This is a genomic window from Candidatus Pelagibacter sp. HIMB1483 (assembly GCF_052048135.1).
Classification (GTDB): Bacteria; Pseudomonadota; Alphaproteobacteria; order Pelagibacterales; family Pelagibacteraceae; genus Pelagibacter.
Genome location: NZ_JBNAIM010000001.1, coordinates 46,811 through 72,500, shown reverse-complemented (window position 1 = coordinate 72,500; position 25,690 = coordinate 46,811). Strand labels below are relative to the sequence as shown.

The window sequence follows — 25,690 nt, the reverse complement described above, 5'->3', positions numbered from 1 at the left end:
AACTATTCGAATTTTTTTAACAAAACTACTGGCCTATTCCGCTTTCGCTCGCCACTACTAACGGAATCTCAATTGATTTCTTTTCCTCTGGTTACTTAGATGTTTCAGTTCTCCAGGTTGTCTCTTTAAACCTATGTATTCAGTTTAAAGTACCACATAAAGTGGTGGGTTTCCCCATTCGGAAATTTTCGGATCAAAACTTACATACAGCTCCCCGAAACTTATCGCAGTATATCACGTCCTTCATCGGCTTTCAGTGCCAAGGCATCCGCCACACGCCCTTAAACGCTTGATTTATGCACAGAAAAAAATTCTGTGTTGAATCAAATTTTTATTTTGAACATTAGCTAATAACATTACTAATGTTCGGATATAGATATTGATATTAATTATTATTTATATTCACAATTTTTTATAACTAAGTGCTTCTGGTGGAGGATAGCGGGATCGAACCGCTGACCTCCTGAATGCAAATCAGGCGCTCTCCCAGCTGAGCTAATCCCCCATGAACTTAATTGGTGGGCCGAGAAAGACTCGAACTTTCGACCCCACCCTTATCAAGGGTGTGCTCTAACCAACTGAGCTACCGGCCCCCATGCAAGAGAAACACTGTTTTAAGAAGAGAAATGAGGACGGTCAACATTAACCTGTATATTATTTAGAGTAAAAAAAATTTTTACTCATCCTTAGAAAGGAGGTAATCCAGCCGCAGGTTCCCCTACGGCTACCTTGTTACGACTTCACCCCAGTCGCTGACTATACCGTGGTCAAGGGTTTGAAACCTTGCCTTAAGGTAGAACCAACTCCCATGGTGTGACGGGCGGTGTGTACAAGACCCGGGAACGCATTCACCGTGGCACGCTGATCCACGATTACTAGTAATTCCAGCTTCATGCACTCGAGTTGCAGAGTGCAATCCGAACTGAGGTATCTTTTAAGGATTTGCTTAACGTCGCCGTTTTGCTTCCTGTTGTAGATACCATTGTAGCACGTGTGTAGCCCAACACGTAAGGGCCATGAGGACTTGACGTCATCCCCACCTTCCTCCAGCTTATCACTGGCAGTTCTTTCAGAGTGCCCAACTTAATGATGGCAACTAAAAGTGAGGGTTGCGCTCGTTGCGGGACTTAACCCAACATCTCACGACACGAGCTGACGACAGCCATGCAGCACCTGTGTTTCGTCCGGCCGAACCGAAAACTTTAATCTCTTAAAGTCGCGACGAACATGTCAAGTGTTGGTAAGGTTCTGCGCGTATCTTCGAATTAAACCACATGCTCCACTACTTGTGCGGGTCCCCGTCAATTCATTTGAGTTTTAACCTTGCGGTCGTACTCCCCAGGCGGTGTGTTTATCGCTTTCGCTGCGATACTGAAAATAAATTTCCAACATCTAACACACATCGTTTACGGCATGGACTACGAGGGTATCTAATCCTCTTCGCTACCCATGCTTTCGTTCCTCAGTGTCAGTAATGATCCAGAAAGCTGCCTTCGCAATTGGTATTCTTTCTAATATCTACGAATTTCACCTCTACACTAGAAATTCTGCTTTCCTCTATCAAACTCTAGCTGAAAAGTTTTGATGGCAGTTCCAGAGTTAAGCTCTGGGATTTCACCACCAACTTTTTCAACCACCTACGAACTCTTTAAGCCCAGTAATTCCGAACTACGCTAGGTCCCTTCGTATTACCGCGGCTGCTGGCACGAAGTTAGCCGGACCTTCTTATTCGGGTACAGTCATTTTCTTCCCCGACGAAAGAGCTTTACAACCCAAGGGCCTTCTTCACTCACGCGGCATCGCTGCATCAGAGTTTCCTCCATTGTGCAAGATTCCCCACTGCTGCCTCCCGTAGGAGTTTGGGCCGTGTCTCAGTCCCAATGTGGCTGATCATCCTCTCAAATCAGCTATTGATCAAAGTCTTGGTAGGCCATTACCCCACCAACAAACTAATCAAGTGCGGGCTCATCCAATGGTGCATAAAGCTTTCTCCGTAAAGACTTATCCAGTATTAGCACAAGTTTCCTCGTGTTATTCCAGGCCAAAGGGTAGATACCCACATGTTACTCACCCGTCTGCCACTAAGTATTGCTACTTCGTTCGACTTGCATGTGTTAGGCGTGCCGCCAGCGTACGTTCTGAGCCATGATCAAACTCTCAAGTTTAAAAACGGCGCACACTAGCTTCTATATAAATTCTAAGAATAAAATTTATATAATGTTGAAGTGTGTACGACAAATTTTGGTAACCTTAACCGTCCACACTTCTCTTCTTAAATTTTAACTTTTATAATAACTAATTGAGCTAAAAAAGCCCAATAATCCTCACATAATTTATTGTACTTAATAATTTTATTGAGAAAGTTCGATGCTTATAGGCTAAAATTAATGGAAATCAAGCATTTAAGAGTAAAAAATATGACAAAAACCCCTTATTTTAAAGGGTTTTTTTTTGATTTTTTTGAAATCCTTAACTAATAATACTGCTCTCAATAAAATTAGATGCTTAAAAAATTTAAAATAATATTAAGAAAAAACTTAGAAATATCAGTTTTAGCTTTGCTAATTTTAATCACAATAATTTTTACATCTTTTTACAATCTCAACAAAGAAAAAATTTTTAATAATTATGTGAATTTATTAGATAATATATATTTTAAAAAATCATTTAACCAAATACTAAACAATTTAGAACCAAGATTTAAAAAAATTGAACATAAAATAGGTATTGGTGAAACTTTTGATAAAATTCTAGAGCAATATTCGGTAGAAAAAACAGAAATTTCAAAGATTAAAAAAGAATTAAGTAAAAAAGTTAATTTAAACAAACTAGATGTAAACCAAAAATTTCAATTTACAATAGACCAAACAAACTTCTTAATTCAAGAATTTATATTTCAAGTTTCCAATACTGAAAAGATTTACCTTACAAGAAAAAAAAGATCAGATCAATTTAATCAAAAAATTGTAGTCACAAAACTAAATAAAAACATTGTTTATGGTGAAAGTATCATTCTAGAAAGTTTATATAAGTCAGCTAAAAATCAAAAAATTCCTGCAAATATTATAGTTGAATTTGCAAGAATTTATGGTTTTCAAGTAGACTTTCAAAGAGATATAAGAAAAAAAGATAGTTTCCAAATTATGTATGAAATCTTTTTAGATGATAAAAAAAATATAATTGAAACTGGTAATATTCTATATGCTAACTTAAAATTAAGTGGAGAAGATAATTCACTTTATTATTTTGACTCCAAAGAAAGTGAAGGACATTATGATAAAAGTGGAAAAAGTGTTCGGAAAGCTTTAATGAAAACACCAATCAATGGGGCAAAATTATCATCATCATTTGGAATGAGAAAACATCCTATTGATGGTTTCAACAAAATGCATAGAGGTACTGATTTTGCAGCACCGATGGGTACCCCGATTATGGCTTCAGGAGATGGTGTTATAAAAAAAGCAGGATGGTGTGGTGGGGGAGGAAATTGTGTAGTTATTAAACATAATTCAACTTATCAAACAGTTTATGCACACATGTCTAAATTTGCCAAAAATATAAGGAAAGGTATAAGAGTCAAACAAGGACAAATAATTGGATATGTTGGTTCAACAGGAAAATCAACAGGTCCTCATTTACATTATGAGGTAATTGTAAATGGAAAAAGAATAAATTCTCAAACTTTAAAATTGCCTTCTGGAAAAGTGCTTAAAGGTGAAGAAAGAAAAATTTTTGAAACTAAAAGAATAAAACTTGATGTACTTAAATCAGAAAAAATAATTGGTTTAAATTAGATGATCTCTGAATGAGGCTCATCTAGATCATCTTTTTTTTCAGAAATTGACTCAATTTTTTTTTCTTTATTCTCACTCAATTCCTCATTGTCGTTTAAATTTTTATTTTTATAACTCATTCTTTTTTGGATTTCTTTTTCATTTAAAACTCTAGTAAAATGATCTGCATGCTGAAAATAGTTCTCAGATAAAATTTTATCACCACTTGATAAAGCTTCTCTTGCGAGATTATTATACTTTTCAATTAATTTTGGAGCATTGTGATTGTTTCTACCTGGAGCTTTTCTTTGAAAATTTTCTGTATTTGAAAAATTATTATTAAATTTATTTCTTTCACCATTAGATTTATAATTTCTATCATTTCTTCTAAAGGTATTTCTTCTTCCGTTGTTGTTTCTAAAAGTAACCATTTAATTATACTATATTTTAATACCGACTATGCATCGATCATGATTTGCCAAATCTTTCACAATTTTTTTAATATAAAATCCTTTATTCTGTAATAATCTTTTTACACAGTTTCTTTGGTCAAGGCCTATTTCTAATATCAAAAAACCTTTCTTTTTTATCAGTTCAGAAGATCTATTTATCACTTTTCTGATTTCTGATAATCCCTCAACTCCTCCATCTAATGCATGTTTAGGCTCAAAACCTACAACATCTTTATCCAAACATTTTAAATCATATTTTTTTATGTATGGAGGATTTGATACAATTAAATCATATTTGCCATAATGAAAATTGTCAATATTTGATTTAATTAATTTTAATCTTTTATTTAATCCTAATTTTTTACTATTTATTCTACATATTTCTAAAGATTTCTTACATATGTCTATACCTGTACCATAAAAATTTTTCCTTTCCATCAAAATTGACAATAAAATACACCCAGAACCAATTCCTACATCTAAAAGACTTAGTTTGTTTTTATTTTTGGTTAATTCCAAAACTTGCTCTACCAGTGTCTCGGTATCAGGTCTTGGAATTAAAACATTTTTATCAACAACAAATTCATTTTTCCAAAAATTTTTTTTTTTTAACAAATATGCTATTGGTTTGCCATTAGAGCGTTGATTAACTAAATCATAATAATAATCAAGATTTTCGGTAGAAATTTCATTTTTACAATTTAGAATTATAAATTTTTTTTCTTCATTGATTGCTTTGGACATTAAAATTTGAGAATCTAATGTGGCAGTTTTAATTTTATTTTCTTTTAAAATTAATTCTCCTTTTCTAATAGCTGTATGAATATTCATTATTAAAGTTTACTTAAACTTTCTTCTTGCGCTTTTAAAGATAAAGCTTCAATTATTTCATCAAAAGCTTCACCCTCTAAAAACTCATCCAGTTTGTGCAAAGTCAAATTTATTCTATGGTCAGTAACTCTGCCTTGTGGAAAATTATATGTTCTAATTCTCTCAGACCTATCACCAGTTCCAATTTTACTTTTTCTATCTGCAGACCGTTCTTGATCTATTCTAGATCTTTCTAATTCATACAGTCTAGCTCTCAAAATTTTCATTCCTTTTGCTTTATTTTTGTGTTGAGATTTTTCATCTTGTTGTGAAACTGATAAACCAGTAGGAATGTGAGTTATTCTCACAGCACTATCAGTTGTATTTACAGATTGACCTCCAGGTCCCCCTGCTCGAAAAACATCAATTCTTAAATCAGAATCATTTATCTTAAGATCTACCTCTTCTGCTTCAGGTAACACTGCTACTGTAGCTGCAGATGTATGTACTCTTCCCTGGGTTTCTGTATCAGGTACTCTTTGAACCCTGTGGACCCCACTTTCATATTTTAATGTTGAATATATATTTGTGCCTTTTATTGATGCAATGACCTCTTTAAGTCCACCTGCCTCACTCTTTGAAATAGAGATTAATTCTAAAGACCATCTTTTTTTATGACTTACTTTTTCATACATCTTAAAAAGGTCAGCGGCAAATAAACTTGCCTCAAGCCCTCCTGTACCTGCTCTAATTTCAATAATTGCATTTTTCTTATCTGCTTCATCCTTTGGTAATAAAAACAATTTTAGTTTTTTTTCATTTTGTTCATGCTGAGATTTCAGACTTTCAAGCTCGCTATGTGCCATCTTAATTAATTCTTTGTCAGCATTTTGATCATTGAAAATTTTTTCTAACTCAACTTTATCTTTATCATAAGAAATATATTTTTTTGCGCTATCAACAATATCATTTAAATCTGAATATTCTTTTGACTTTTCTGCAAAAAGTTTTTTATCTAATTTACCTGATGATAAATCTTGTTCTAATTTAAAATGTTTGATGATCAATTCTTCAATTGTTTTTTGAGGAATCATTTTTAATTTCTTTCAATTTCAATCACTTTTTTTTCAACTTCACTAACCACTCTATTGATCATGTCTTCAGTCATAATTTTTTCAGTCTGAACACCTGATAAATAAAGCATATTGTTACCATTCCGACCGCCTGTTATACCAATATCAGTCATGGAAGCTTCCCCTGGGCCATTAACAACACACCCGATAATTGATAAAGTGATTGGTGTTTTTATATGAGCTAACTTTTCTTCTAAAACTTTGACAGTTTCTATAACTTGAAAGCCTTGTCTCGCACAGGATGGGCATGATATAATTTTTACTCCTCGATGGCGTAAATTTAATGATTTTAAAATTTCATTTCCAATTTTTACTTCTTGAACTGGATCGTCAGATAATGAAATTCTTATAGTATCACCTATGCCGTCTAAAAGCAGAGTTCCTATTCCTATTGAAGATTTGATGCTACCTGAAACAAATCCTCCTGCCTCTGTTATACCAAGATGGAGAGGGTAATCACTTACTTTTGATAATTGGCGATATGCGGCAATAGACAAAAAAACATCTGATGATTTAACACTCACTTTTAATGAGTAAAAATCCTCATCCTCCAATAATCTAATATTTCTGAGAGCACTTTCAACTAAAGCTTCCGGGCAAGGCTCTTTGAACTTTTCCAAAATATCTTTTTCTAATGATCCTGCATTTACCCCTACCCTGATTGCACAATTATTATCTTTAGCTGCCTTTACTACCTCCTTAATTTTATCTTTATTTCCTATATTGCCAGGATTAATTCTTAAACAACTCGCTCCACTTTCAGCAGCCTCAATTGCTCTTTTATAATGAAAGTGTATATCTGCAATTATTGGGATGTTAACATTCTTTATAATTTCTTTTAAAGATTGTGTTGATGACTGATCGGGACATGAAACCCTTACTAAATCAGCCCCTTCAGTTTGAATTTCATTAATTTGTTTTATTGTTGCTTTAACGTTTGTTGTTAAAGTATTTGTCATTGATTGTACTGAAATAGGATTGTCACCACCCACTTTAACATTTCCTAAATTTACAACTTTTGTTTTTTTTCTATTTATATCCCTAAAAGGCCTAATACTCATTTTATATTCTTAATTATCTAATTTAAACTCTTTATGTAAAACTTCTAAAGCTTTTTTAGTATCATTTTTATTAATCAAAACTGAAATTTTAATCTCAGATGTGGATATAACTTGGATATTGATTTTTTTTTTAGCTAGCGCTTGAAACATTTTATAGGTTACTCCTGGTGTTGTTATCATCCCAACACCAATTATTGATATTTTTGAAACACCTTTTTCAAATAAAATTTTTCTAAAACTAATCTTCTTATTTTCCTGAATTATTTTTTTAGTTTTATTTAAATCTTCAGATTTAATTGTAAATGTTAAATCTGTTTCATTTCCGTTAGCAGAAATATTTTGAACTACCATATCAACATTAATTGAATTAATAGATAATGGTTTAAAAATTGATGCTGCAACTCCTGGTCTATCTTTAACTCCAATTAAAGTAACCTTAGCATCATTATGCGTTGATGAAATGCCGGTAATTATCTTGTTATTAATAATATTTGATCTTTTGGTAATTAATGTTCCTGGTTTTTTTACAAATGAAGATTTTACCTCAACATCAATTCTATTCAATCTTGCATCTTGAATTGAAACAGGTTGCATCACCTTGGCACCTAATGAAGCCATTTCTAACATTTCCTCATAAGATATCACTTTGATTTTTTTTGCTTTTCTTAATTTGTTAGGATCTGTTGTATAAACACCCTCGACATCAGTATAAATAATACATCTGTTAGCTTTAAAAAATTTTGCAAGCATAATAGCACTAGCATCAGAACCTCCTCTTCCAATAGTTGTTACTCTTTCATCGCTACTTATTCCTTGAAAACCAGTTATGACAGGAATTCCACCTTTTTTAATGTAACTAATTATCCTGCTCTTGTTAATGCTGTTAATTCGAGAATATTTGTGTGGACCTTTGGTATATATCGGTATTTGCCAACCTAACCAGGTTCTAGACTTAAATCCATTATGATTTAATCTGCCTGCAATTAGGGAGCAAGATACTTGCTCACCTGATGAAACTAAAACATCATACTCAGACTCTAAAAAATTGTTACTAATTTGTCTTGATTTTTTTATCAAGTCATTTGTAACACCACTCATTGCTGATGAAACTACGATAACATTGTAATTTTTTTTTTTATAATTTCCTATTATATCAGCTATCTTTTTAATTCTCTCGATTGTTCCAACTGAGGTGCCACCAAATTTTAGTACTACAATTTTCATGATAAATTATTATCTTAATTTAAATATATTGATAAAATACATCTTAAATATAAAGTCAACTTAGATATGAAAACTAACACAATAAATAAAGAAGAAATAGAAAAATTTTCTAGAATTGCTGAAGAATGGTGGGACCCATCAGGAAAATTTAAACCCTTGCATAAATTTAATCCTATAAGAATTTCATATATTAAAGAAAACTTAATCAATAGTTTTAAGCTAGAAAATGACGGAAAACCTCTGAAAAAACTAAAGATTTTAGATATTGGATGCGGCGGTGGATTATTATCAGAACCCATGAGCAGACTTGGTGCGGATGTAACAGGAATAGATGCTTCAGAAAAAAATATTCAAGTAGCCAAATTACATGCAAAAAAGAGTAAATTAAACATCAGATATTTTTCTACATCACCAGAAAAATTTAAGACAGATATAAAATTTGATGTTATCTTAAACATGGAAATAATTGAACATGTTGAAGATGTTGATTATTTTTTAAAGTCAAGTGCCTCTCTTCTAAAGAAAGATGGCATTATGTTTATAGCAACAATAAATAAAACACTTAAATCATATATATTTGCAATTATTGGTGCTGAATATATTTTGCGATGGCTTCCGATTGGCACTCATGAATGGGAAAAATTTATAAGGCCTGATGATCTAGTTAATATTTCAAAAAAATTTAATTTAAATTTAGAAAGTTTAGATGGTATGAAATTTAATGTTATTAAGGATAAATGGTCAATTAGTTCTGATAAGTCAATTAATTATATTGGAAAATTTAGAAAAATTTAATTATTTTTATCCTCTATCCAAGGTATCATTTCAGCTTCAACTCCTTCATCTCTCAACTCTTTAATTTCACTTTTCGTAGCAGTTCCATAAATACCCTTACTTTTTCTTTTTTCATTGTAGTGAATAGATCTTGCTTCGTATGCAAAGTTATCTCCAACATAATCAAAATTATTCTTTATAAATTTTTGATATTCTTTAATCTTATTTTTTATTTGCTTATTCTCTTCATTTTCTATTTTAAAATCTTTCAATTTTGATTTATTTATTAATTTCGGCGCCATCAAAGTTTTTTCTACTTTTTTGGAGTTACAATTATGACAATTTAGAAAATTCTTATTCTTAAGTTTTTCATATTCTGTTGAGGTTGAAAACCAGCTATCAAATGAAAAGTTACATTTTTTACAAATTAATTTGTATTTTATCATAAGTTTTTACTTAATAATAAATATCTAAATTTCAATAAAATATTTCAACTTCTGTAGTCCCCATTAATTTCAATATATTTTTTTGTTAAATCCATTGTATAAACTTTAAAACTTTTTGAACCACATGAAATATCAATATTAATATCAATGCTATCACTCATCATGTATTCAGATACTTCGCTTTCATCATAATTCGAATTAATTTTTCCATTATGTACAACACTTAGATTGCCAAATTTTATAGAGAGTTTCTCATAATTTACTTGTATACCAGCTTTACCTATCGCCATCACAACTCTACCCCAATTAGGATCTTCTCCTGAAATGGCTGTTTTCACTAATGGTGAATTAGCAATTGAGAAAGCTATTTTTTTTGCATCATTTTCATTTTTACAACCTTCAACATTTATCGTCACAAATTTTGACGCCCCCTCGCCATCCGCAACAACTCTTTTTGCTAAATTTAATAAAACTTTATTTAATGCAATATCAAAATCATTAATCTTTTCATCATTAATACTTTGAACTTTAGGATGTTTTGATTTTCCAGTTGAGAAAATCGAAACCATATCATTTGTGCTTGTATCACCATCACAACTAATTGCGTTAAAAGTATTTGAAATATTCTTTTTTAAAAGTTTTTTTAAAATATCATTTGATATATCAGCATCAGTAAAAATATAAGCTAAGGTAGTAGCCATGTTAGGCTGTATCATACCTGAGCCTTTTGCAACCCCAAAAATTTTTATTTTACTATTTCCAATTGTGCATTCTTCCATTGCCATTTTAGGTTGAGTGTCAGTTGTCATAATGCCTAAGGCTGCTTTCATCCAAACATATTTATTTTGGGTATACTTAATCTTGTCTATAAGCTCTTGAAGCTTACTAGATATTTTTTCCTCAGGAAAAGTTTCACCTATAGTCCCTGTGCAACCAAAAATTATTTCTTTAGATTTTATTTTTTTTGGCTGATCTTCATCTTCTTTTTGTTTTTCTGTTAATTTTTGAGAGGTGAGTTCTGCAATTTTTTCTAAGCTTTTATAGCCTTGTTTGCCTGTAAAACAATTTGCATTCCTAGTATTAACAATCAATGAGAATATTTTTTTTACTTTTTGATTTAAGTTCCATTTAATGTTTTCTGATATAATTTTTGACTGTGTATAAAGAGAGGCATGATTTGCACCATCTCTAAAATAAAACATAACTAAATCATCTCTCATATTATTATATAAATTAGCGCTTACAGTGGAAATTGACAAACCATCAATATGATCTAAATCTTGAAACTCCATCATTCTCTTGCTTTTTGATTTAGACGACAAGAAATTAGTTAAATTAATACCCATGCTATTTAAAATTATTATTTTATGATTATATTAAAGGTTATAAGTAAATAATAAATCAAAAACTGATGTTAAATCCTCTAAACTTTATCTCAAAATTCATAAAATCTAGTAATCAAAGAGAGCTGGACAGAATAGAAGAAATTATAAAAAAGATTAATTCTTTAGAGGAAGTTACAAAACAATATAATGATTCGGAGTTTCCAAAAAAAACTGAGGAATTTAAAGAAAAAATTAAAAGTGGCATAACCCTTGATCAAATACTTCCAGAAGCTTTTGCGTTAGTAAGGGAGGCCTCTAGAAGAACAAGAAATGAAAGACATTTTGATGTTCAGTTGATTGGAGGTGTAGTTTTACATGAGGGAAAAATCGCTGAAATGAGGACTGGGGAAGGTAAAACTCTTACAATTACACTCGCAGCTTACTTAAATGCTCTAGAAAAAGAGGGAGTACACATAGTAACAGTGAATGATTACTTGGCAAAAAGAGATGCTCAAGAAATGGGAAAAATATATAATTTTTTAGGTCTTTCATCAGGTTTCATAAATAATGATCAAGACGATATAGAAAGAAAGAAAAATTATAATTGTGACATAACATACGCAACCAACAGTGAACTTGGCTTTGATTATTTAAGAGATAACATGAAATTTTCTAAATATGAAATGGTACAAAGAAAATATTTTTTTGCAATAGTTGATGAAATAGATTCTTGCTTAATTGATGAAGCTAGAACTCCATTAATCATTTCTGGTGCAGCTGAAGATAGGACAGCGCAATATCTTTCTATTGATAAATTAATAAATAATTTGAAAGAGAATGATTATGAAATTGATGAAAAAGATAAAAATGTTCTTTTAACTAATGATGGAATAAGTCATGTTGAAAAAATTTTTTCCAATGCAGGAATATTAAAAAATAATAACTTTTATGATCCAGAAAACCTAAGTTTAGTTCATCATGTTAATCAAGCCTTAAGAGCAAATCATCTTTTCCAGAAAGGTAAAGACTACATTGTTCAGAACAATGAATTAAAAATAATTGATGAATTGACTGGAAGAATTCTTGAGGGTAGAAGATTTGGTGATGGGCTCCATCAGGCTCTCGAGGCTAAAGAAAGAATTCATATAAAAGCTGAAAATCAAACCTTAGCATCAGTTACTTATCAAAATTATTTCAAGATGTATAAAAAGCTATCTGGATGTACTGGAACTGCAATAACGGAATCACAAGAATTTTACGAAATTTACAGTTTACCAGTTGTAGTCATTCCAACGAATAAAAAGATGATAAGAAAAGACTTTAATGATCAAATTTTTAGAACTGAGAATGAAAAAAATAATGCAATAATTATTAAAATTAAGGAGTGCCATAAAAAGGGGCAACCTTTGTTAATCTTTACATCTAGTATTAACAAATCAGAAGTTTACTCAAAACTTTTAAAAAAAGAAAATATAAAACATCAAGTTTTAAACGCAAAAAATCATGAAAACGAAGCAGAAATTATATCCAATGCTGGAAAAGAAGGCTCAGTAATAATTACTACCAGTATATCTGGAAGAGGAGTGGACATTCAGCTAGGTGGGAAAAAAGGTTCAATACCAGATGATGAACTTAAACTAAATAAAGAAAAAATTAAATCTCTAGGTGGCTTATTTGTAATTGGTACTGAAAGAATGGAGTCTAGAAGAGTTGATAACCAAGCTAGAGGTAGATCTGGGCGTCAAGGTGATGAGGGAAATTCAATTTTTTTTGTAAGTCTTGAAGATGATTTAATGAGGATCTTTGGATCTGAATCCATGAATAACATTTTAGAGAAACTTGGTCTGAAAGATGGAGAAAGTATTGATCATCCTTGGATTAATAAAGCTTTAGAAAGGGCACAACAAAAAGTCGAGGCTAGAAATTTTGATATAAGAAAAACACTAATTAAATTTGATAATGTTCTAAATGATCAAAGATATGTAATATTCTCTCAAAGAGAAGATGCTATGAATAGTGATAAAATTTTTAGTTACTCAGATAACTTTTTAGATGAAATTATTAATGATTTAATAAAACTAAAAATAAAGAAAAAAAATAATTTACAGAGCTCTGATTTTGAAAATAAATTGAAATCAATCTTGGGTAAAAATTTTATAAATATTAATTTGAAGGAAATAACCGATGCTGATGATGAGAAAATTAAACAGATATTAAGAAAAAAATTTCAGGAAGCTAGGGAAGAAAGAAAAAAATTATTAGGTGAAGATCAATCAAAAGATATAGAAAAAAGAATTTTTTTACAGACAATTGACCTGAACTGGAAGTCTCATATACAATATTTAGAACAATTAAGACAGGTAATTGGATTAAGATCTTATGGACAAAGAGATCCTTTAGTAGAGTATAAAAAGGAGGCTTTCTATTTGTTTGAAAATTTATTGGATAGATTAAAATTAGACTTCATAACAATCTTAATGAATTTAAAACTTGTTCAAAATCCTGCCGAAAGTGAAAATAACTTAATAGAGAAAAAAGCTCAAAAAAAAACTATTAATAAAAAAATAAGTAGAAATGAACCCTGCCCATGTGGTTCAGGAAAAAAATACAAACGTTGTTGTGGGACTTTATAAAAAATAAAATAAAAAAATTATAAAGGCAAAAATAATTCCAATTCCTAAAATCTTTAATTTATTTAACCTTAAAACATCAACTAAATTATTTTGATTTGATCTTAAAGAACTCAAATCCTCTATGTTACTTATAAAACCCTTATTTCTTCCAATTTTTAAATATTTATTTTTTCTATTATTATAAATATCTTCTGATGACATTGATTTAAAAAATTCTAAATTTTTAGTTAATGATTTTTTTATATTTTCAAGCATTAAGTTTTTATCTCTATGAGCTCCACCAAGAGGTTCCGGTATAATTTCATCAATTATTTCTAGATCAAGTAAATCTTTAGCAGAAAGCTTCATGGCCTTTGCTGCATCAAGCATTTTTTTTGGATCTCTCCACAATATAGTTGCACAGCCCTCAGGAGATATTACTGAATAAATTGCATTTTCCAACATAACAACTTTATTTGAAGATGCTAGAGCTATGGCTCCGCCTGATCCACCTTCACCAATAATAATTGCAATTGTTGGAACTTTTAATTTCATACAACACTCTATTGATTTTGCTATTGCCTCAGCTTGCCCTCTTTCTTCCGCTCCAACACCTGGATATGCACCTGGTGTGTCAATAAATGAAATTATTGGTATATTAAATTTATCAGCCAGCTCCATTAACCGTATTGTTTTTCTATAGCCCTCAGGTCTCATCATTCCAAAATTTCTTTTAATTCTTGTTTCTAAATCCTCTCCTTTTTCTTGACCAATTACTAAAACTGACTCTCCATTAAATTTTGCGAACCCACTTACGACCGATTTATCTTCTCCATAATATCTATCTCCTGACAATGGAATAAAATCCTCAAAAAGATTATCTATAAAAAATTTTGATTTGGGTCTATCTTCATGTCTGGCTACCATCGTCGTTTGCCAGGGATCTAGATTTGAATAAATTTGTTTTAATTTTTCATCTAACTCATTTTGAGTTTTTGATATCTTATCTGTATCAACTTGTGATAATCCACTCTGGTTATAGGGATCTTTGAGATTATCTATTTCGGCCTCTAAATCTTTTATTTCAGTTTCAAAGTTGAGATAATTTTTCATTTTTTTTAAAATATAAATATGGAAAATGACAACAAAATGTCAATGCTACGATTAATTATTTGACTTCATTTTACAGGAGTTTTAAGACTTTATAATAAATCATGACTGATAATTACCAAAATATCAATAATTTAAAAATTTCAAAAAATTTACTTGAATTCGTAAATAATGAACTATTGAAAGATCTAAATATTTCAGCCGATAAATTTTGGTCAGGTTTTGATAAAACTGTGCATGAACTAGCACCAAAAAATAAAAAATTATTAAAAATACGTGAAGAATTACAAAAAAAAATAAATGAATGGCACATTAAAAATAAAGGTAAAGAAATAAAAATAAATGAATATAAAAAATTTTTAAAGGAAATAGGTTATCTAAAAGATGAAGGGCTTGATTTTAAAATTGAGACAGAGAATGTAGACGATGAAATAGCAAAAATAGCCGGGCCACAATTAGTAGTTCCTATTATGAATGCAAGATATGCACTTAACGCAGCAAATGCTAGATGGGTTAGTTTGTATGACAGTTTATATGGAACAAATGTAATCGAGTCAGAGGAAGGTGGCAGTGAAAGATATGATCCAAACCGTGGTCAAGAAGTAATAAAATATGTCAGAGAATTTTTTGATAAATTTATTCCAATAGATGGAACAAGCTGGAAAAATATTGCTAGTTTAAAAGTAAAAGATAAAGATCTTATTATTTCAAAAGATGATTATGATTATAAATTAAAAGATACAAATAAATTTGTAGGTCATAGAGGTGACTCGAATAAACCTGAGGCCATAATACTAAAAAATAACAATCTCCATTTCGAAATAATAATTAATCCGAAAGCATTTAGTGCAGCACATGATATAGCGGGTATTAGCGATGTTATTGTGGAGTCAGCTATCTCAACTATCTGTGATAATGAAGATAGTGTTGCTGCAGTTGATGCTGAAGATAAAATTGTTTGTTATAGAAACTGGTTAGGCTTAATGAAAGGTGATCTTAAAATTCAATTTGAAAAAAATGGTAAAAATTTAGAGAGAAAATTAAATCCTGACAGAAGTTATATTTCAAAAGATGGTAAAGGTTTGAAATTACATGGAAGAAGTTTGTTGCTTATTAGAAATGTAGGACATCTTATGACAAATTCATCTATACTATTAAAAGATGGTAGTGAAGTTCCTGAAGGAATTATGGATGCATTTATTACTACTGCTGCTGCACTGCATGATTTAAAAAGAAAAAAAAACTCAAGAACTGGATCTATTTATATTGTAAAACCAAAGATGCATGGTCCAGATGAATGTGTTTTTACTGACTTAATTTTTTCTAAAGTTGAAGAGACACTAAAATTAAAACCTAACACAATTAAAGTAGGTCTGATGGATGAAGAAAGAAGAACTTCTGCAAATCTCAAAGAATGTATTAGAGTTCTTTCCAAACGTATTGTTTTTCAAAATACTGGCTTCCTTGATCGCACAGGTGATGAAATGCATACATCTATGGAAGCTGGACCAATGATTAAAAAGGGAGATATGAAGTCTTCAAAATGGATAGAAGCTTATGAAAACAACAACGTAGATTTAGGTTTAAAATGTGGATTTTCAGGTAAAGCTCAAATTGGTAAAGGGATGTGGGCTGCCCCAGACGAAATGAAAAAAATGATAGAGGAAAAAATAAGCCACCTAAAAGCAGGAGCTAACTGTGCATGGGTCCCATCCCCAACAGCTGCTTCTTTACATGCCCTCCACTATCATCAGGTAGATGTTTTTGATATACAAAAAAAATTAAAATCTAGACCTCAAGCCAAATTAGATGATCTTTTAACCATTCCTATTGCTAATAGACCTAATTGGTCAGTAGAGGAGATAAATAAAGAAATTTCAAATTCTGCACAAACTTTACTAGGCTATGTGGTAAGATGGATTGATCAAGGCGTAGGTTGTTCCAAAGTTCCAGATATTAACAACATAGGATTAATGGAAGACAGAGCAACTCTTAGAATTTCATCTCAACATATTGCAAATTGGATTCATCATGGAATTACAACCAAAATACAGGTCACTGAAATAATGAAAGAAATGGCTAAAATAGTAGATAAACAAAATGAAAATGATCCTGCTCATTATCGAAGTGGGAGAAGTGGATATATAAAAATGTCAGATGATTTTGAAAATTCAATTGCTTTTAAAACTGCTTGTGATTTAATTTTTAAAGGTAAAGAGCAGCCATCTGGATATACTGAGCCCCTCCTTCATTTAAATAGATTGGAAAAAAAGGCTAATCAGAATTAGAATTCAATTTTGATCGATTTTTAAATGCAGAATATAATGTTCCATCATCTAAACTTTCAATTTCTCCACCGACTGGCAACCCTTGCGCAAGTTTCGTAACTTTTGCATTTGTTTTCTTAAGACTATCTTGAATATAATATGCTGTTGTTTGTCCCTCTACAGTCGCACTAGTAGCCAATATTACTTCATCAATTTTATCTCTTTTAACTCTTTCTACTAAAGAATTGATCAACAAATCCTCTTTTCTTTGACCTGATGAAGAAATCGTTCCACCTAAAATATGGAAATAGCCTTGAAAAATACTTGAGTTTTCAATAGACCATTGGTCTGCAATATCCTCAACCACACAAATTTTGTTAAAATTTCCTTTTGTATTTTCGCAATTTATACACTTAGCTACAGAAGATTTTAAAGTTCCACACGAATTACATCTCAAAACATTTTTATAAACTTGAGCTAAAGTATTAGCTAAAGGTTTTACAATTTCATCCTTATTATTAATTAATTTGAGCACTATTCTCTTTGCAGATTTTGGTCCTAAACCAGGAAGTTTAGAAATTAACTTAATTAAATTATCAATCTCGTTTATATTATGCATTATTTCTTATAGTGGCCACTTAAATCCAGGTATTCCAAAACCACCAGTTGCTTTTGAAATTTCTTCATTAGTTTTTGATTTAAGATTTGTTTTTGCATTATTGTGTGCAGCAACAATCAAGTCCTCTAAAATAGATTTATCTTCCTTCAAAATTTCATCTGAGATTTCTATCTTTTGAATATTACCCTCACCATCTAAAATAATTTTTACTGAGTTAGCTCCTGAAACACCTTCTACTCTTATTTTTTTTATATTTTCCTGACTTTCTCTCATTTTAGTTTCAAGTTCTTTAGCCTTATCTATTATTTTTGTAAAATCGGTCATTCAATTCTTTTTTGAAGAGTCAATTTCAATTAAATCGGCATCTGGGAATTTTTCAATCACACTTTTATATAATTGGGTTTTCTTTGCCTTATTTAAAAGTTCAACTTTTTTATTTTTTTCCTTATCTTTTATTGATAAATCACCTTTTAATTTACTAAAAGTGATTATCCATCTCACACCTGTCCATTCAAAAAGTTTCAAAGATAAATCTTTTACAAAATTCTTATCTAAATTATCATTAAAAGATATTTCTATTCTATTATTTTCAAAACGAACAAGATTTACATTATTTTCTAATTCATATTTAAGTTTAATTTCTTTTTTTTTTGTACAAACATCGAGAAGTTGATTAAATGTATTTATCGAGGATTTATCTTCATTTTTAATTTCTTTTTCTATTTCAAGCTTGACTTTTTTTTCTTGAGCAACATTCTTAATTTGATTAATTGTTTCAGATTTAATTTCATTTTCTATATTTTCATCTTCTTTATTATTCTCTAAAGATTTAATCTTGTCTTTATCAACTGAAAGATAATCATTAATTTTTAAAGATTTAAGATACATCAATCTAATTAAGAACATTTCAATTGATAAATTTTGATCACTTACTATATCTAACTCTTCAAGTGTTCTTAAAGTTAATTGCCAAAATAATAGTAAGGTTTCACTTTCTATATTACTAGATATTTTTTTTATCTTGGAAAATTCTTCATCATTAAGAGAAAAATTTGTGCTCTCTAAATTTAAAGAATTAATATTTTTAAAATAATAAACTAATTCTAAAAAATCATTAATAAAAACTTTTGGTTCAACACCTTGGTCATATATTTTTCTATATATCTCGACAACTTTATTTTCTTCACCTTTCAAAATTAACTCAAATAAATCAATTAATTGAGATTTATCAAAATATCCAAAAATTTTCTGAGCAACATTTAAATTTAGTTCTTCATTACTTTCCAAACTCAGCAAAGCTCTATCTAGCAATGACAATGCATCTCTCACTGATCCTTCAGAAATTTTTACTATTAACTTTAATGCATCATCTGAGACGTTGCCTTTTTCTTTATCTTTAATTTTTTTTAAATATTCCAATAATTCTATTGATTTTATTCTTGATAAATCAAATCTTTGGCATCTTGATACAACAGTTATAGGAATTTTTTTTATTTCTGTCGTTGCAAAAATAAACTTAAGATATTCAGGAGGTTCTTCCAAAGTTTTTAACAGAGCATTAAACGCCTGTTTACTTAACATGTGCACTTCATCAATAATAAAAATTTTATATTTTGCTGAAGTCGGTCCATATCTTGAAAACTCAATTAAATCTCTAACGTCATCTACACCTGTTTTGCTAGCAGCATCTATTTCTAAAACATCAATATGACTTGAGTTAGTTATTGCATCACAATTATCACACAAGTTATCCTTGCATATATTCTCTATACCATTTAAGCAATTTAAGGACTTTGCAACAATTCTAGCAACCGTAGTTTTTCCAATACCCCGGATACCTGTAAAAAGATAAGCATTCGGTACTTTGTTTAGTTTAATTGAATTAATAATTGTTTCTGTAATGACTTTTTGACCAATCAACTGATTAAAAGTTTGTGGCCTGTATTTTAATGCGAGTATTTTTGAATTTCTGTTCATTTAAATCCTAAGGAGACTAGACCCGTTCCACTTTTAGTTCGGCTGCTGAGTTTCCTCCCTGACCGGGTTCATGAAGCAAACGCCCTAGCCTCCAAAACTATTATAGCAGTAATGATTTCTAATCTACAAGAAAAGTTTATAATTTATTTTTCTCTCAGTTTGTCAGCTTCAAAAACACCTAGGACGTGAAAATCTTGACAATGTAATCCTAATTCTTCTAAAGATTTTTGTACTTTTTTATCCTCGATGTGACCATCTAAGTCACATAAAAAAAAGAAAGAATCAAATGAGTTTTTTTCTGGATAGCTTTGTAATTTTGTTAAATTCACTCCATTAATAGCAAAACCGCTTAAAGATTGATAAAGGGCAGCTGGTTTGCTTTTTAATTTAAATAAAAATGATGTGATATATTTTTTTTTACCAAATTGTGGTTGAGAAATATTTTTTCCCATTACTAAGAATCTCGTTAAATTACCTTTTTCATTTTCAATATTTTTTTTAATTATTTCTAAATTGTAAGTTTTTGCACTTAACGAAGAAGCTATTGCAGCTTTTGACTTATCTTTATTTTTTGAAATCATTTCTGCTGAACCAGCTGTATCAGCTCTAACATGTTCAACAAGGTTATAAGATTTAATAAATTTAGAACATTGCGATAATGCTTGACCATGAGAATAAACATCTTTGATTTCAGAAATCTTTACTCCAGGTAAACCTAGTAAGTTATGTTCAATTTTTTGAAAATATTCTGCATAAATATTTAATCTGTGTTTAAAAATTAAATATTCAATACCGATATTTCCAGTAATTCTATTTGATTCTGGAATTATAATTTTTGAATTAACGTCTTTAGAAGCTTTTACAAAACACTCATCAAAAGTTTTACAAGGTATAATCTCAGCCTTATTATCAATTGATAAAGCAGCAAGGTGAGAATAAGCACCAAAGGTACCTTGAAAATAAATTTTATTCATTTCTGTTTATATTCCATTATTTTTTTTATAGCTACAAAATCCTCTTCTGTATCTACACCTATTGAAGATTCTTTGGCAAGAGCAACTTTAATTCTTATATTGTTATCTATCGCCCTAAGTTGTTCTAGACTATTTTTAATTTCATTTTGAGATTGACCTAAAGATGCAAATTTTTTTAGTATTTCTTTTTTGTAGCAATAAATGCCTAGATGATGATAAGTATTTTCACTTCGTTGTGATATTTTTCGAGTAAAATTTGTTACCTCTGGAAAATTTGAAACGTTTAAACTTTCTTTTGTAATTACTTTTACAATATTTTGATTTTCAAAAAATCCTTTATCTAAAATTTTACAAGCTAACGTTCCAAGTTCATTGTTATTTTTAATCATTTGATTATTTAAATTTTTAATATCATCTATATTCATCAAAGGCTCATCACCTTGTAAATTCATAACAAAATCAACACTTGAGCTATCAATTTTTTCAAGAGCTTCATTGATTCTATCTGTCCCGGTTTTATGTTTTTTTGTAGTCAATATTATCTGACCACCATTACTTTTTACATCTTCAACAATCTCTTTATCCTCAGTAGCAACAAACACTTCTCCAATATTTGCCTCTTCGGCTTTCTTAAAAACGTGAGAAATTACTGATAAACCATTTATTTTAAGTAGTGGTTTACCTGGTAGCCTTGTAGCTGACAACCTAGATGGAATTATGATTATAGTTTTCATTGATTTTCTTATTTATCAAAACAATATAAACAGAGGCAAAATAGTACATCAAAATATATAAGCAATTTTTTATTTATAATGTTATATGTTCAAAACAATTTTTTATAAAATGGATTCTTTTGAAATAAATAAAATAGTAGCTGCTATATTAATGGTTGCACTCCTAATAATTGGTATCGGTAAGCTATCCAGCGTAATTTTTCATGTTGAAAAACCCAAAACACCTGGGTATTCAGTTGAAGTAGAGCAAGTGGTTGCTACTAGTGCTGAAACAGACACAGGAAAAACTAAAGAAATAATTGATATAGCTGCCTTAATGGCTATGGGAGATCTTACTACTGGAGAAAATGTTTTCAAAAAATGTGCAGCTTGTCATTCAATTACAAAAGATGGAAAAAATAATATTGGACCTGCGCTTTATAATGTAGTTGGAAGAAAGATTGGAGTAGTAAGTGATTATAAATATTCTAAAGCACTTTCTGAATATGGCAAGGAATGGACTTTTGAGGAATTAAATGGTTATTTAATAAAACCTGCAAAGTGGATCAAAGGTACCAAGATGGCATTTGCTGGTTTAAGAAAAGAAAAAGATAGAGCTTCGGTAATTTTATATTTAAATCAAAACTCTGATAATCCATTACCACTACCTTAGTTTTCCAAAACAATATAATAAAATGCTCTTTTGAACATGTACTCTGTTCAAAGCTTGCTGCCATACATGCGAATGTTTTCCTAAAAAAACATCTTCAGAAACCTCATCACCTCTTGGAAGGCAATGAAGAAATATAAAATCCTTCTTTGCAAAACTAATTAATTTTTTATCAATTTTAAAATTTTTAAATGTTTTTATTTTTTTCTTTTTATTGCCTTTGTCATTTAAAGATATAACTTTATCACAAAATATCACATCAGCACCTGTAACAGCTTTTTTTGGATCGTTATAAACATAAATCTTTTTACTTTCTTTTTTTAACCAGTCTCTTACTTTTTTTCCGGGTTCATATTTTTTGGGGCAACCAATACTTAATTTAAATGAAAATTTTACTGAAGCAGCAATTAAACTATCTAAAACATTGTTTGAGTCACCTATCCAGCAAATGTTTAGTTTTGAGATAGATTTTTTTTTTATTTCTTCGACAGTGAAAATATCTGATAATACTTGTGTTGGATGTGACGAAGGACTTAAACCATTAATAATTGGAATTGACAAATGTTTTTTAAAATTTTCAATTTTTTTATCACTATCTGTTCTCAGCATAAAACCATCACCATAAGTAGATAAAATTTTGGCTGTATCTTCTATACTTTCTCCACCTTGTCCAAGATGTAGTTCGTTAGATCTAAGTGTCAAAGTTCCTCCACCCAGCTGTTTGATTGCTAAGTAAAAACTTATTCTTGTTCTTGAGCTTGGCTTTTCAAACATTTGAATTAAAATTTTGCCTTTAAGTGGAGCACCCTTATCTGTTTCAAGCGTATTTAATTTTTTTCTTAAATTTTTTCTTTTTTTTGCATCAGTTATAATTTTTCTTAGATCTTTCGCTGAAATATCTTTTAAATTAATAAAATGTCTCATTTTATTTAAGTTTTTCGCAAACATTAGTAATAATTCTTAAAGATTCATTAATTTCATTTTTTTTAACATTCAGCGGTGGTAAAATTCGAACAACATTTTCTGCAGCACGAATAGTTAAGAGTTTATTTTCCATCAATTTTTTAATGAACTTAGATTGATCTTTATGCAATTGTAATCCAATTAATAGACCTCTCCCCCTGATCTCTTTGATAATTTTAGGATATTTTTCTTTCAATTTATTTAATCTTAAATAAAAATATTTTGATAATGTTTTAACATTATTCAAAAATTTTTTACTTGACACTATATCTATTACTGTATTTCCAACAGCCATGGCCAAAGGGTTTCCTCCAAATGTAGAACCATGGGTTCCTGGCGTCATCCCTGCAGCAACTTTTTTATTCATTAAAACCGCACCAATTGGAAATCCACCACCAATTCCCTTAGCTATTGGAACAATATCTGGTTTCACTTTAGATTTTTCAAAAGCAAGAAAGTCTCCAGATCTTGAAATACCACATTGTACTTCATCCAAAATTAATAGTATTTTTTTCTTATTACATAATTTTCTTAATTCTTTTAAGCACCAATCTGGTATTACTTTTATACCTCCCTCACCCATTATTGTTTCAACCATAATTGCTGCTGTATTCTTGGTAATGCTTCTTTTTAAAGACTTGTGATTTCCAAATATAAAATGATCAAACCCTGGGACTTTAGGGCCAAATCCCTCAATCATTTTATTCGAACCACTAGCAAAAATTGCTGCGATTGTTCTTCCATGAAATGAATTTTTTACACATAAAATTCTATTTTTATGTGGTTTTCCTATAGAGTAAAAGTATCTTCTAGCGACTTTTATAGCTGCTTCGGTTGCTTCGGTACCACTATTTTGAAAAATGACGTAATCAGCAAATGTTTTATGACACAATTTTTTAGCTAATTTTTCTCCTTCTGGAATTTGAAAAGCATTTGAAACATGCCAAAGTTTTTTTGATTGATTTCTAATAGTTTTTATTAATTTTGGGTGTGCATGACCCAAAGAATTTACAGCAATTCCCTGGACAAAATCTAAATATTTTTTTCCATTTGTAGAATAGAGATAAGAACCTTTTCCAAATTTAAAAGAAATTTTTTTTCTATTATAATTTTTAGCTAAGTAGCTCATAATTTATTTTTTAAGCTTTCTATTTATAAAATAGTTAAATACAAGTTATGATTGTAACTTAAGTTTACCGTTTTTTATATCTGTGCATAACTTGAATTAAGTACTTGTTTATTTTTTTATAATATCAGTATATTGTGTATTTTATAAATATTAACACAAAATATAGTTAAAATGAGTTGGACCGACGAAAAAGTATCAAAATTAAAAGAATTGTGGGGTAAAGGCAACACTGCAAGTCAAATTGCAGAAATTATTGGTGGAATTAGTAGAAACGCAGTAATTGGCAAAGCGCATAGACTAAATCTATCTGCAAAAATCAAAACTAGAACAGCTACATCAAATGAAAGTTTTAAAAATTCAGTAGTTGATAAAAATATTACAACAAAAAAAGGACGAAGAAGTAAGTTTAAATCTCTAATAATTGAAAAAGATTTTGAACCAGAAAATCCTAAGTCTCTTGAAGAATTGGATGAAAATTCATGTAAATGGCCAATAGGACATCCAGACGAAAAAGGGTTCTATTTTTGTGGAAGATCATCACTTAAAGATTTTTCATATTGTAAATTGCACTTACTTTATGCTTATCAGCCTAAAGGTAAAAAAGATGATGTTACAGACAAAAATGAAGTTCCTGAATTTATTGAAAAGAAAATAAAATCTGCTTAATTTTAAACCTGTTATGATTTATAAAAAATATTATAGATTAAATATTTTTTTTTGAAAACTGACCACCTTCTCTCCACATATGACTATATTTATAAACCTCTTGTTCAAATAAACATTTTGCAGGATTGCCAATATCAAAATTAGTTTTATAATTTCCACTCACAATATTATCATATTGTAAAAGTTTAAGTTGATCCTCAGTAATTAAGGGTTCTGGAAATAATTGCAATATTTTTGCGGATATTTTTCCAAAAAATAATGGTACAGGTAACAAAAGTCTTTTTTTATCAATTAAGTAAATTAATTTTTGTAAAATTTCTCTTAACGTTATAATTTCAGAGCCCACACATTCTATTATCTGGGAGTAAATATTATTTGAAATAATATTAAAAATTACATCTACTAAATCAGAGCTATGAATAGGCATAAACTTAGTTTTTCCAGAATAATATAGTGGAAATATTGGTAACCTGCTTAATAAGGTCATAAAACTAGTAGTAAAATTATCGTCCACTGAATAAACTACTGATGGTCTTAAAATTGTTGATAATGGAAAATTTTTCAATATTTCTTTTTCACCAGCAAGTTTACTTTTTGCATATTCAGAATCCAGAGCTTGATTAATTCCTAATGCAGATAAATGAATAAAATGTTTTAAATTATATTGTTTGCAAAGTTTAGCTAATATACTGGGAAATAAAGTGTGTATATTCTTAAATGTGCTTCCTCTTTTTTCATACAAAATACCAATTAAATTTATACAAATATCGGCTTTTTCAAAAAGTTTTCTTATTTTTGCTTCTTCAAAAATATTTAACTCAACAATATCAATATAACCAGCATTTCCTTGAGTTTTGATTATGTGACCTTTTTGATGAATATTTCTTGTTACTACAGTAACCTTATAGTTATTTTTAGTTAGCTTTCTTAAAAGATGTCGTCCTATTTGACCACTACCACCAAAAATTAGACAATTTTTTGCTTTCATATAT

At 29.7% G+C, this 25,690-nt stretch carries 22 protein-coding genes, 2 tRNA genes, 2 rRNA genes and 1 other RNA gene (1 of these 27 only partly in view); 6 read left to right on the top strand and 21 right to left on the bottom strand.

Annotation, left to right across the window (positions count from 1 at the left end):
- From ACTTAV_RS00415 to ACTTAV_RS00400, 4 genes are all read right to left on the bottom strand, one after another.
- Positions 1-295 (bottom strand): 23S ribosomal RNA (locus ACTTAV_RS00415) (it extends 2,458 nt beyond the left edge of the window).
- A gap of 134 nt (positions 296-429) precedes the next feature.
- Positions 430-505 (bottom strand) — tRNA-Ala (locus ACTTAV_RS00410).
- 11 nt (positions 506-516) lie between these two features.
- A tRNA-Ile gene (locus tag ACTTAV_RS00405) sits at positions 517-593 on the bottom strand.
- 97 nt (positions 594-690) lie between these two features.
- Positions 691-2,165, bottom strand: a 16S ribosomal RNA gene (locus tag ACTTAV_RS00400).
- Together the 16S and 23S rRNA genes with 2 tRNA genes alongside form the textbook arrangement of a ribosomal RNA operon.
- A 336-nt stretch (positions 2,166-2,501) precedes the next feature.
- Between ACTTAV_RS00400 and ACTTAV_RS00395 the strand changes: the two genes are divergently transcribed.
- Positions 2,502-3,794 carry a peptidoglycan DD-metalloendopeptidase family protein gene (locus tag ACTTAV_RS00395; protein WP_440669449.1) on the top strand — a complete coding sequence of 431 codons (1,293 nt, stop codon included), beginning with the start codon at positions 2,502-2,504 and terminating at the stop codon, positions 3,792-3,794.
- Here ACTTAV_RS00395 and ACTTAV_RS00390 read toward each other — a convergent pair.
- From ACTTAV_RS00390 to ACTTAV_RS00370, 5 genes are read right to left on the bottom strand one after another with little or no spacing between them, the layout of a single operon-like run.
- The gene (locus ACTTAV_RS00390) at positions 3,791-4,204 is read right to left on the bottom strand and encodes a DUF4167 domain-containing protein (protein ID WP_440669448.1); all 414 of its coding nucleotides are present in this window, start codon (positions 4,202-4,204) and stop codon (positions 3,791-3,793) included. The genes ACTTAV_RS00395 and ACTTAV_RS00390 overlap by 4 nt on opposite strands.
- Before the next feature lie 9 nt (positions 4,205-4,213).
- Complete coding sequence (prmC, locus tag ACTTAV_RS00385; RefSeq protein WP_440669447.1) at positions 4,214-5,056, bottom strand: peptide chain release factor N(5)-glutamine methyltransferase; 843 nt, start codon at positions 5,054-5,056, stop codon at positions 4,214-4,216.
- Positions 5,057-5,058: 2 nt separating this feature from the next.
- The gene (gene prfA / locus ACTTAV_RS00380) at positions 5,059-6,129 is read right to left on the bottom strand and encodes a peptide chain release factor 1 (protein ID WP_440669446.1); all 1,071 of its coding nucleotides are present in this window, start codon (positions 6,127-6,129) and stop codon (positions 5,059-5,061) included.
- A 2-nt stretch (positions 6,130-6,131) separates the two neighbouring features.
- The gene (ispG, locus tag ACTTAV_RS00375) at positions 6,132-7,229 is read right to left on the bottom strand and encodes a flavodoxin-dependent (E)-4-hydroxy-3-methylbut-2-enyl-diphosphate synthase (RefSeq protein WP_440669445.1); all 1,098 of its coding nucleotides are present in this window, start codon (positions 7,227-7,229) and stop codon (positions 6,132-6,134) included.
- A 9-nt stretch (positions 7,230-7,238) separates the two neighbouring features.
- Positions 7,239-8,453, bottom strand: a complete 1,215-nt coding sequence (locus tag ACTTAV_RS00370; protein WP_440669444.1) for an aspartate kinase — start codon at positions 8,451-8,453, stop codon at positions 7,239-7,241.
- Between the two features lie 66 nt (positions 8,454-8,519).
- Between ACTTAV_RS00370 and ubiG the strand changes: the two genes are divergently transcribed.
- Positions 8,520-9,248, top strand: coding sequence for a bifunctional 2-polyprenyl-6-hydroxyphenol methylase/3-demethylubiquinol 3-O-methyltransferase UbiG (gene ubiG, locus ACTTAV_RS00365; protein ID WP_440669443.1), 729 nt, complete (start codon positions 8,520-8,522; stop codon positions 9,246-9,248).
- On the opposite strand, the gene ACTTAV_RS00360 is transcribed toward ubiG, so the two are convergent.
- A complete protein-coding gene (locus tag ACTTAV_RS00360; protein WP_440669442.1) occupies positions 9,245-9,673 on the bottom strand; it encodes a DUF1178 family protein in 429 nt (142 codons plus the stop codon). The genes ubiG and ACTTAV_RS00360 overlap by 4 nt on opposite strands.
- A gap of 44 nt (positions 9,674-9,717) precedes the next feature.
- The gene (gene argJ, locus ACTTAV_RS00355; protein ID WP_440669441.1) at positions 9,718-11,019 is read right to left on the bottom strand and encodes a bifunctional glutamate N-acetyltransferase/amino-acid acetyltransferase ArgJ; all 1,302 of its coding nucleotides are present in this window, start codon (positions 11,017-11,019) and stop codon (positions 9,718-9,720) included.
- A 65-nt stretch (positions 11,020-11,084) separates the two neighbouring features.
- Here argJ and secA point away from each other — a divergent pair, with 65 nt between their 5' ends.
- Positions 11,085-13,631, top strand: coding sequence for a preprotein translocase subunit SecA (gene secA / locus ACTTAV_RS00350; protein ID WP_440669440.1), 2,547 nt, complete (start codon positions 11,085-11,087; stop codon positions 13,629-13,631).
- On the opposite strand, the gene ACTTAV_RS00345 is transcribed toward secA, so the two are convergent.
- Positions 13,626-14,723: an acetyl-CoA carboxylase carboxyltransferase subunit alpha gene (locus ACTTAV_RS00345; RefSeq protein ID WP_440669439.1), complete on the bottom strand. Its 1,098-nt coding sequence runs from the start codon at positions 14,721-14,723 to the stop codon at positions 13,626-13,628. The two genes, secA and ACTTAV_RS00345, sit on opposite strands and share 6 nt — an antisense overlap.
- A 101-nt stretch (positions 14,724-14,824) precedes the next feature.
- Between ACTTAV_RS00345 and ACTTAV_RS00340 the strand changes: the two genes are divergently transcribed.
- Positions 14,825-17,008 carry a malate synthase G gene (locus ACTTAV_RS00340; protein ID WP_440669438.1) on the top strand — a complete coding sequence of 728 codons (2,184 nt, stop codon included), beginning with the start codon at positions 14,825-14,827 and terminating at the stop codon, positions 17,006-17,008.
- Here the strand turns inward: ACTTAV_RS00340 and recR are convergent.
- From recR to kdsB, 6 genes are all read right to left on the bottom strand, one after another.
- Positions 16,995-17,606 carry a recombination mediator RecR gene (gene recR, locus ACTTAV_RS00335; RefSeq protein WP_440669437.1) on the bottom strand — a complete coding sequence of 204 codons (612 nt, stop codon included), beginning with the start codon at positions 17,604-17,606 and terminating at the stop codon, positions 16,995-16,997. The two genes, ACTTAV_RS00340 and recR, sit on opposite strands and share 14 nt — an antisense overlap.
- Before the next feature lie 6 nt (positions 17,607-17,612).
- Complete coding sequence (locus ACTTAV_RS00330; protein WP_440669436.1) at positions 17,613-17,930, bottom strand: YbaB/EbfC family nucleoid-associated protein; 318 nt, start codon at positions 17,928-17,930, stop codon at positions 17,613-17,615.
- On the bottom strand, positions 17,931-19,583 hold the full coding sequence (gene dnaX / locus ACTTAV_RS00325; protein WP_440669434.1) for a DNA polymerase III subunit gamma/tau: 1,653 nt from the start codon (positions 19,581-19,583) through the stop codon (positions 17,931-17,933).
- A gap of 5 nt (positions 19,584-19,588) precedes the next feature.
- Positions 19,589-19,679: signal recognition particle sRNA small type (gene ffs, locus ACTTAV_RS00320), an RNA gene on the bottom strand.
- Positions 19,680-19,726: 47 nt separating this feature from the next.
- On the bottom strand, positions 19,727-20,557 hold the full coding sequence (locus ACTTAV_RS00315) for a prephenate dehydratase (protein WP_440669433.1): 831 nt from the start codon (positions 20,555-20,557) through the stop codon (positions 19,727-19,729).
- Positions 20,554-21,291 carry a 3-deoxy-manno-octulosonate cytidylyltransferase gene (gene kdsB, locus ACTTAV_RS00310; RefSeq protein ID WP_440669432.1) on the bottom strand — a complete coding sequence of 246 codons (738 nt, stop codon included), beginning with the start codon at positions 21,289-21,291 and terminating at the stop codon, positions 20,554-20,556. Before kdsB ends, ACTTAV_RS00315 begins: the two co-directional genes overlap by 4 nt.
- Before the next feature lie 109 nt (positions 21,292-21,400).
- On the opposite strand from kdsB, the gene ACTTAV_RS00305 reads away from it, so the two are divergent.
- Entirely contained in the window at positions 21,401-21,943 is a 543-nt protein-coding gene (locus tag ACTTAV_RS00305; protein ID WP_440669431.1) for a c-type cytochrome, read from the top strand.
- On the opposite strand, the gene argF is transcribed toward ACTTAV_RS00305, so the two are convergent.
- Entirely contained in the window at positions 21,935-22,864 is a 930-nt protein-coding gene (gene argF / locus ACTTAV_RS00300) for an ornithine carbamoyltransferase (RefSeq protein ID WP_440669515.1), read from the bottom strand. The two genes, ACTTAV_RS00305 and argF, sit on opposite strands and share 9 nt — an antisense overlap.
- Position 22,865: 1 nt before the next feature.
- Positions 22,866-24,032, bottom strand: a complete 1,167-nt coding sequence (locus ACTTAV_RS00295; protein ID WP_440669430.1) for an aspartate aminotransferase family protein — start codon at positions 24,030-24,032, stop codon at positions 22,866-22,868.
- Positions 24,033-24,203: 171 nt separating this feature from the next.
- Here ACTTAV_RS00295 and ACTTAV_RS00290 point away from each other — a divergent pair, with 171 nt between their 5' ends.
- Positions 24,204-24,698, top strand: coding sequence for a GcrA family cell cycle regulator (locus ACTTAV_RS00290; RefSeq protein ID WP_440669428.1), 495 nt, complete (start codon positions 24,204-24,206; stop codon positions 24,696-24,698).
- Between the two features lie 37 nt (positions 24,699-24,735).
- Here ACTTAV_RS00290 and ACTTAV_RS00285 read toward each other — a convergent pair whose 3' ends face one another.
- Complete coding sequence (locus ACTTAV_RS00285; RefSeq protein ID WP_440669427.1) at positions 24,736-25,686, bottom strand: complex I NDUFA9 subunit family protein; 951 nt, start codon at positions 25,684-25,686, stop codon at positions 24,736-24,738.
- Positions 25,687-25,690 lie beyond the last annotated feature (4 nt).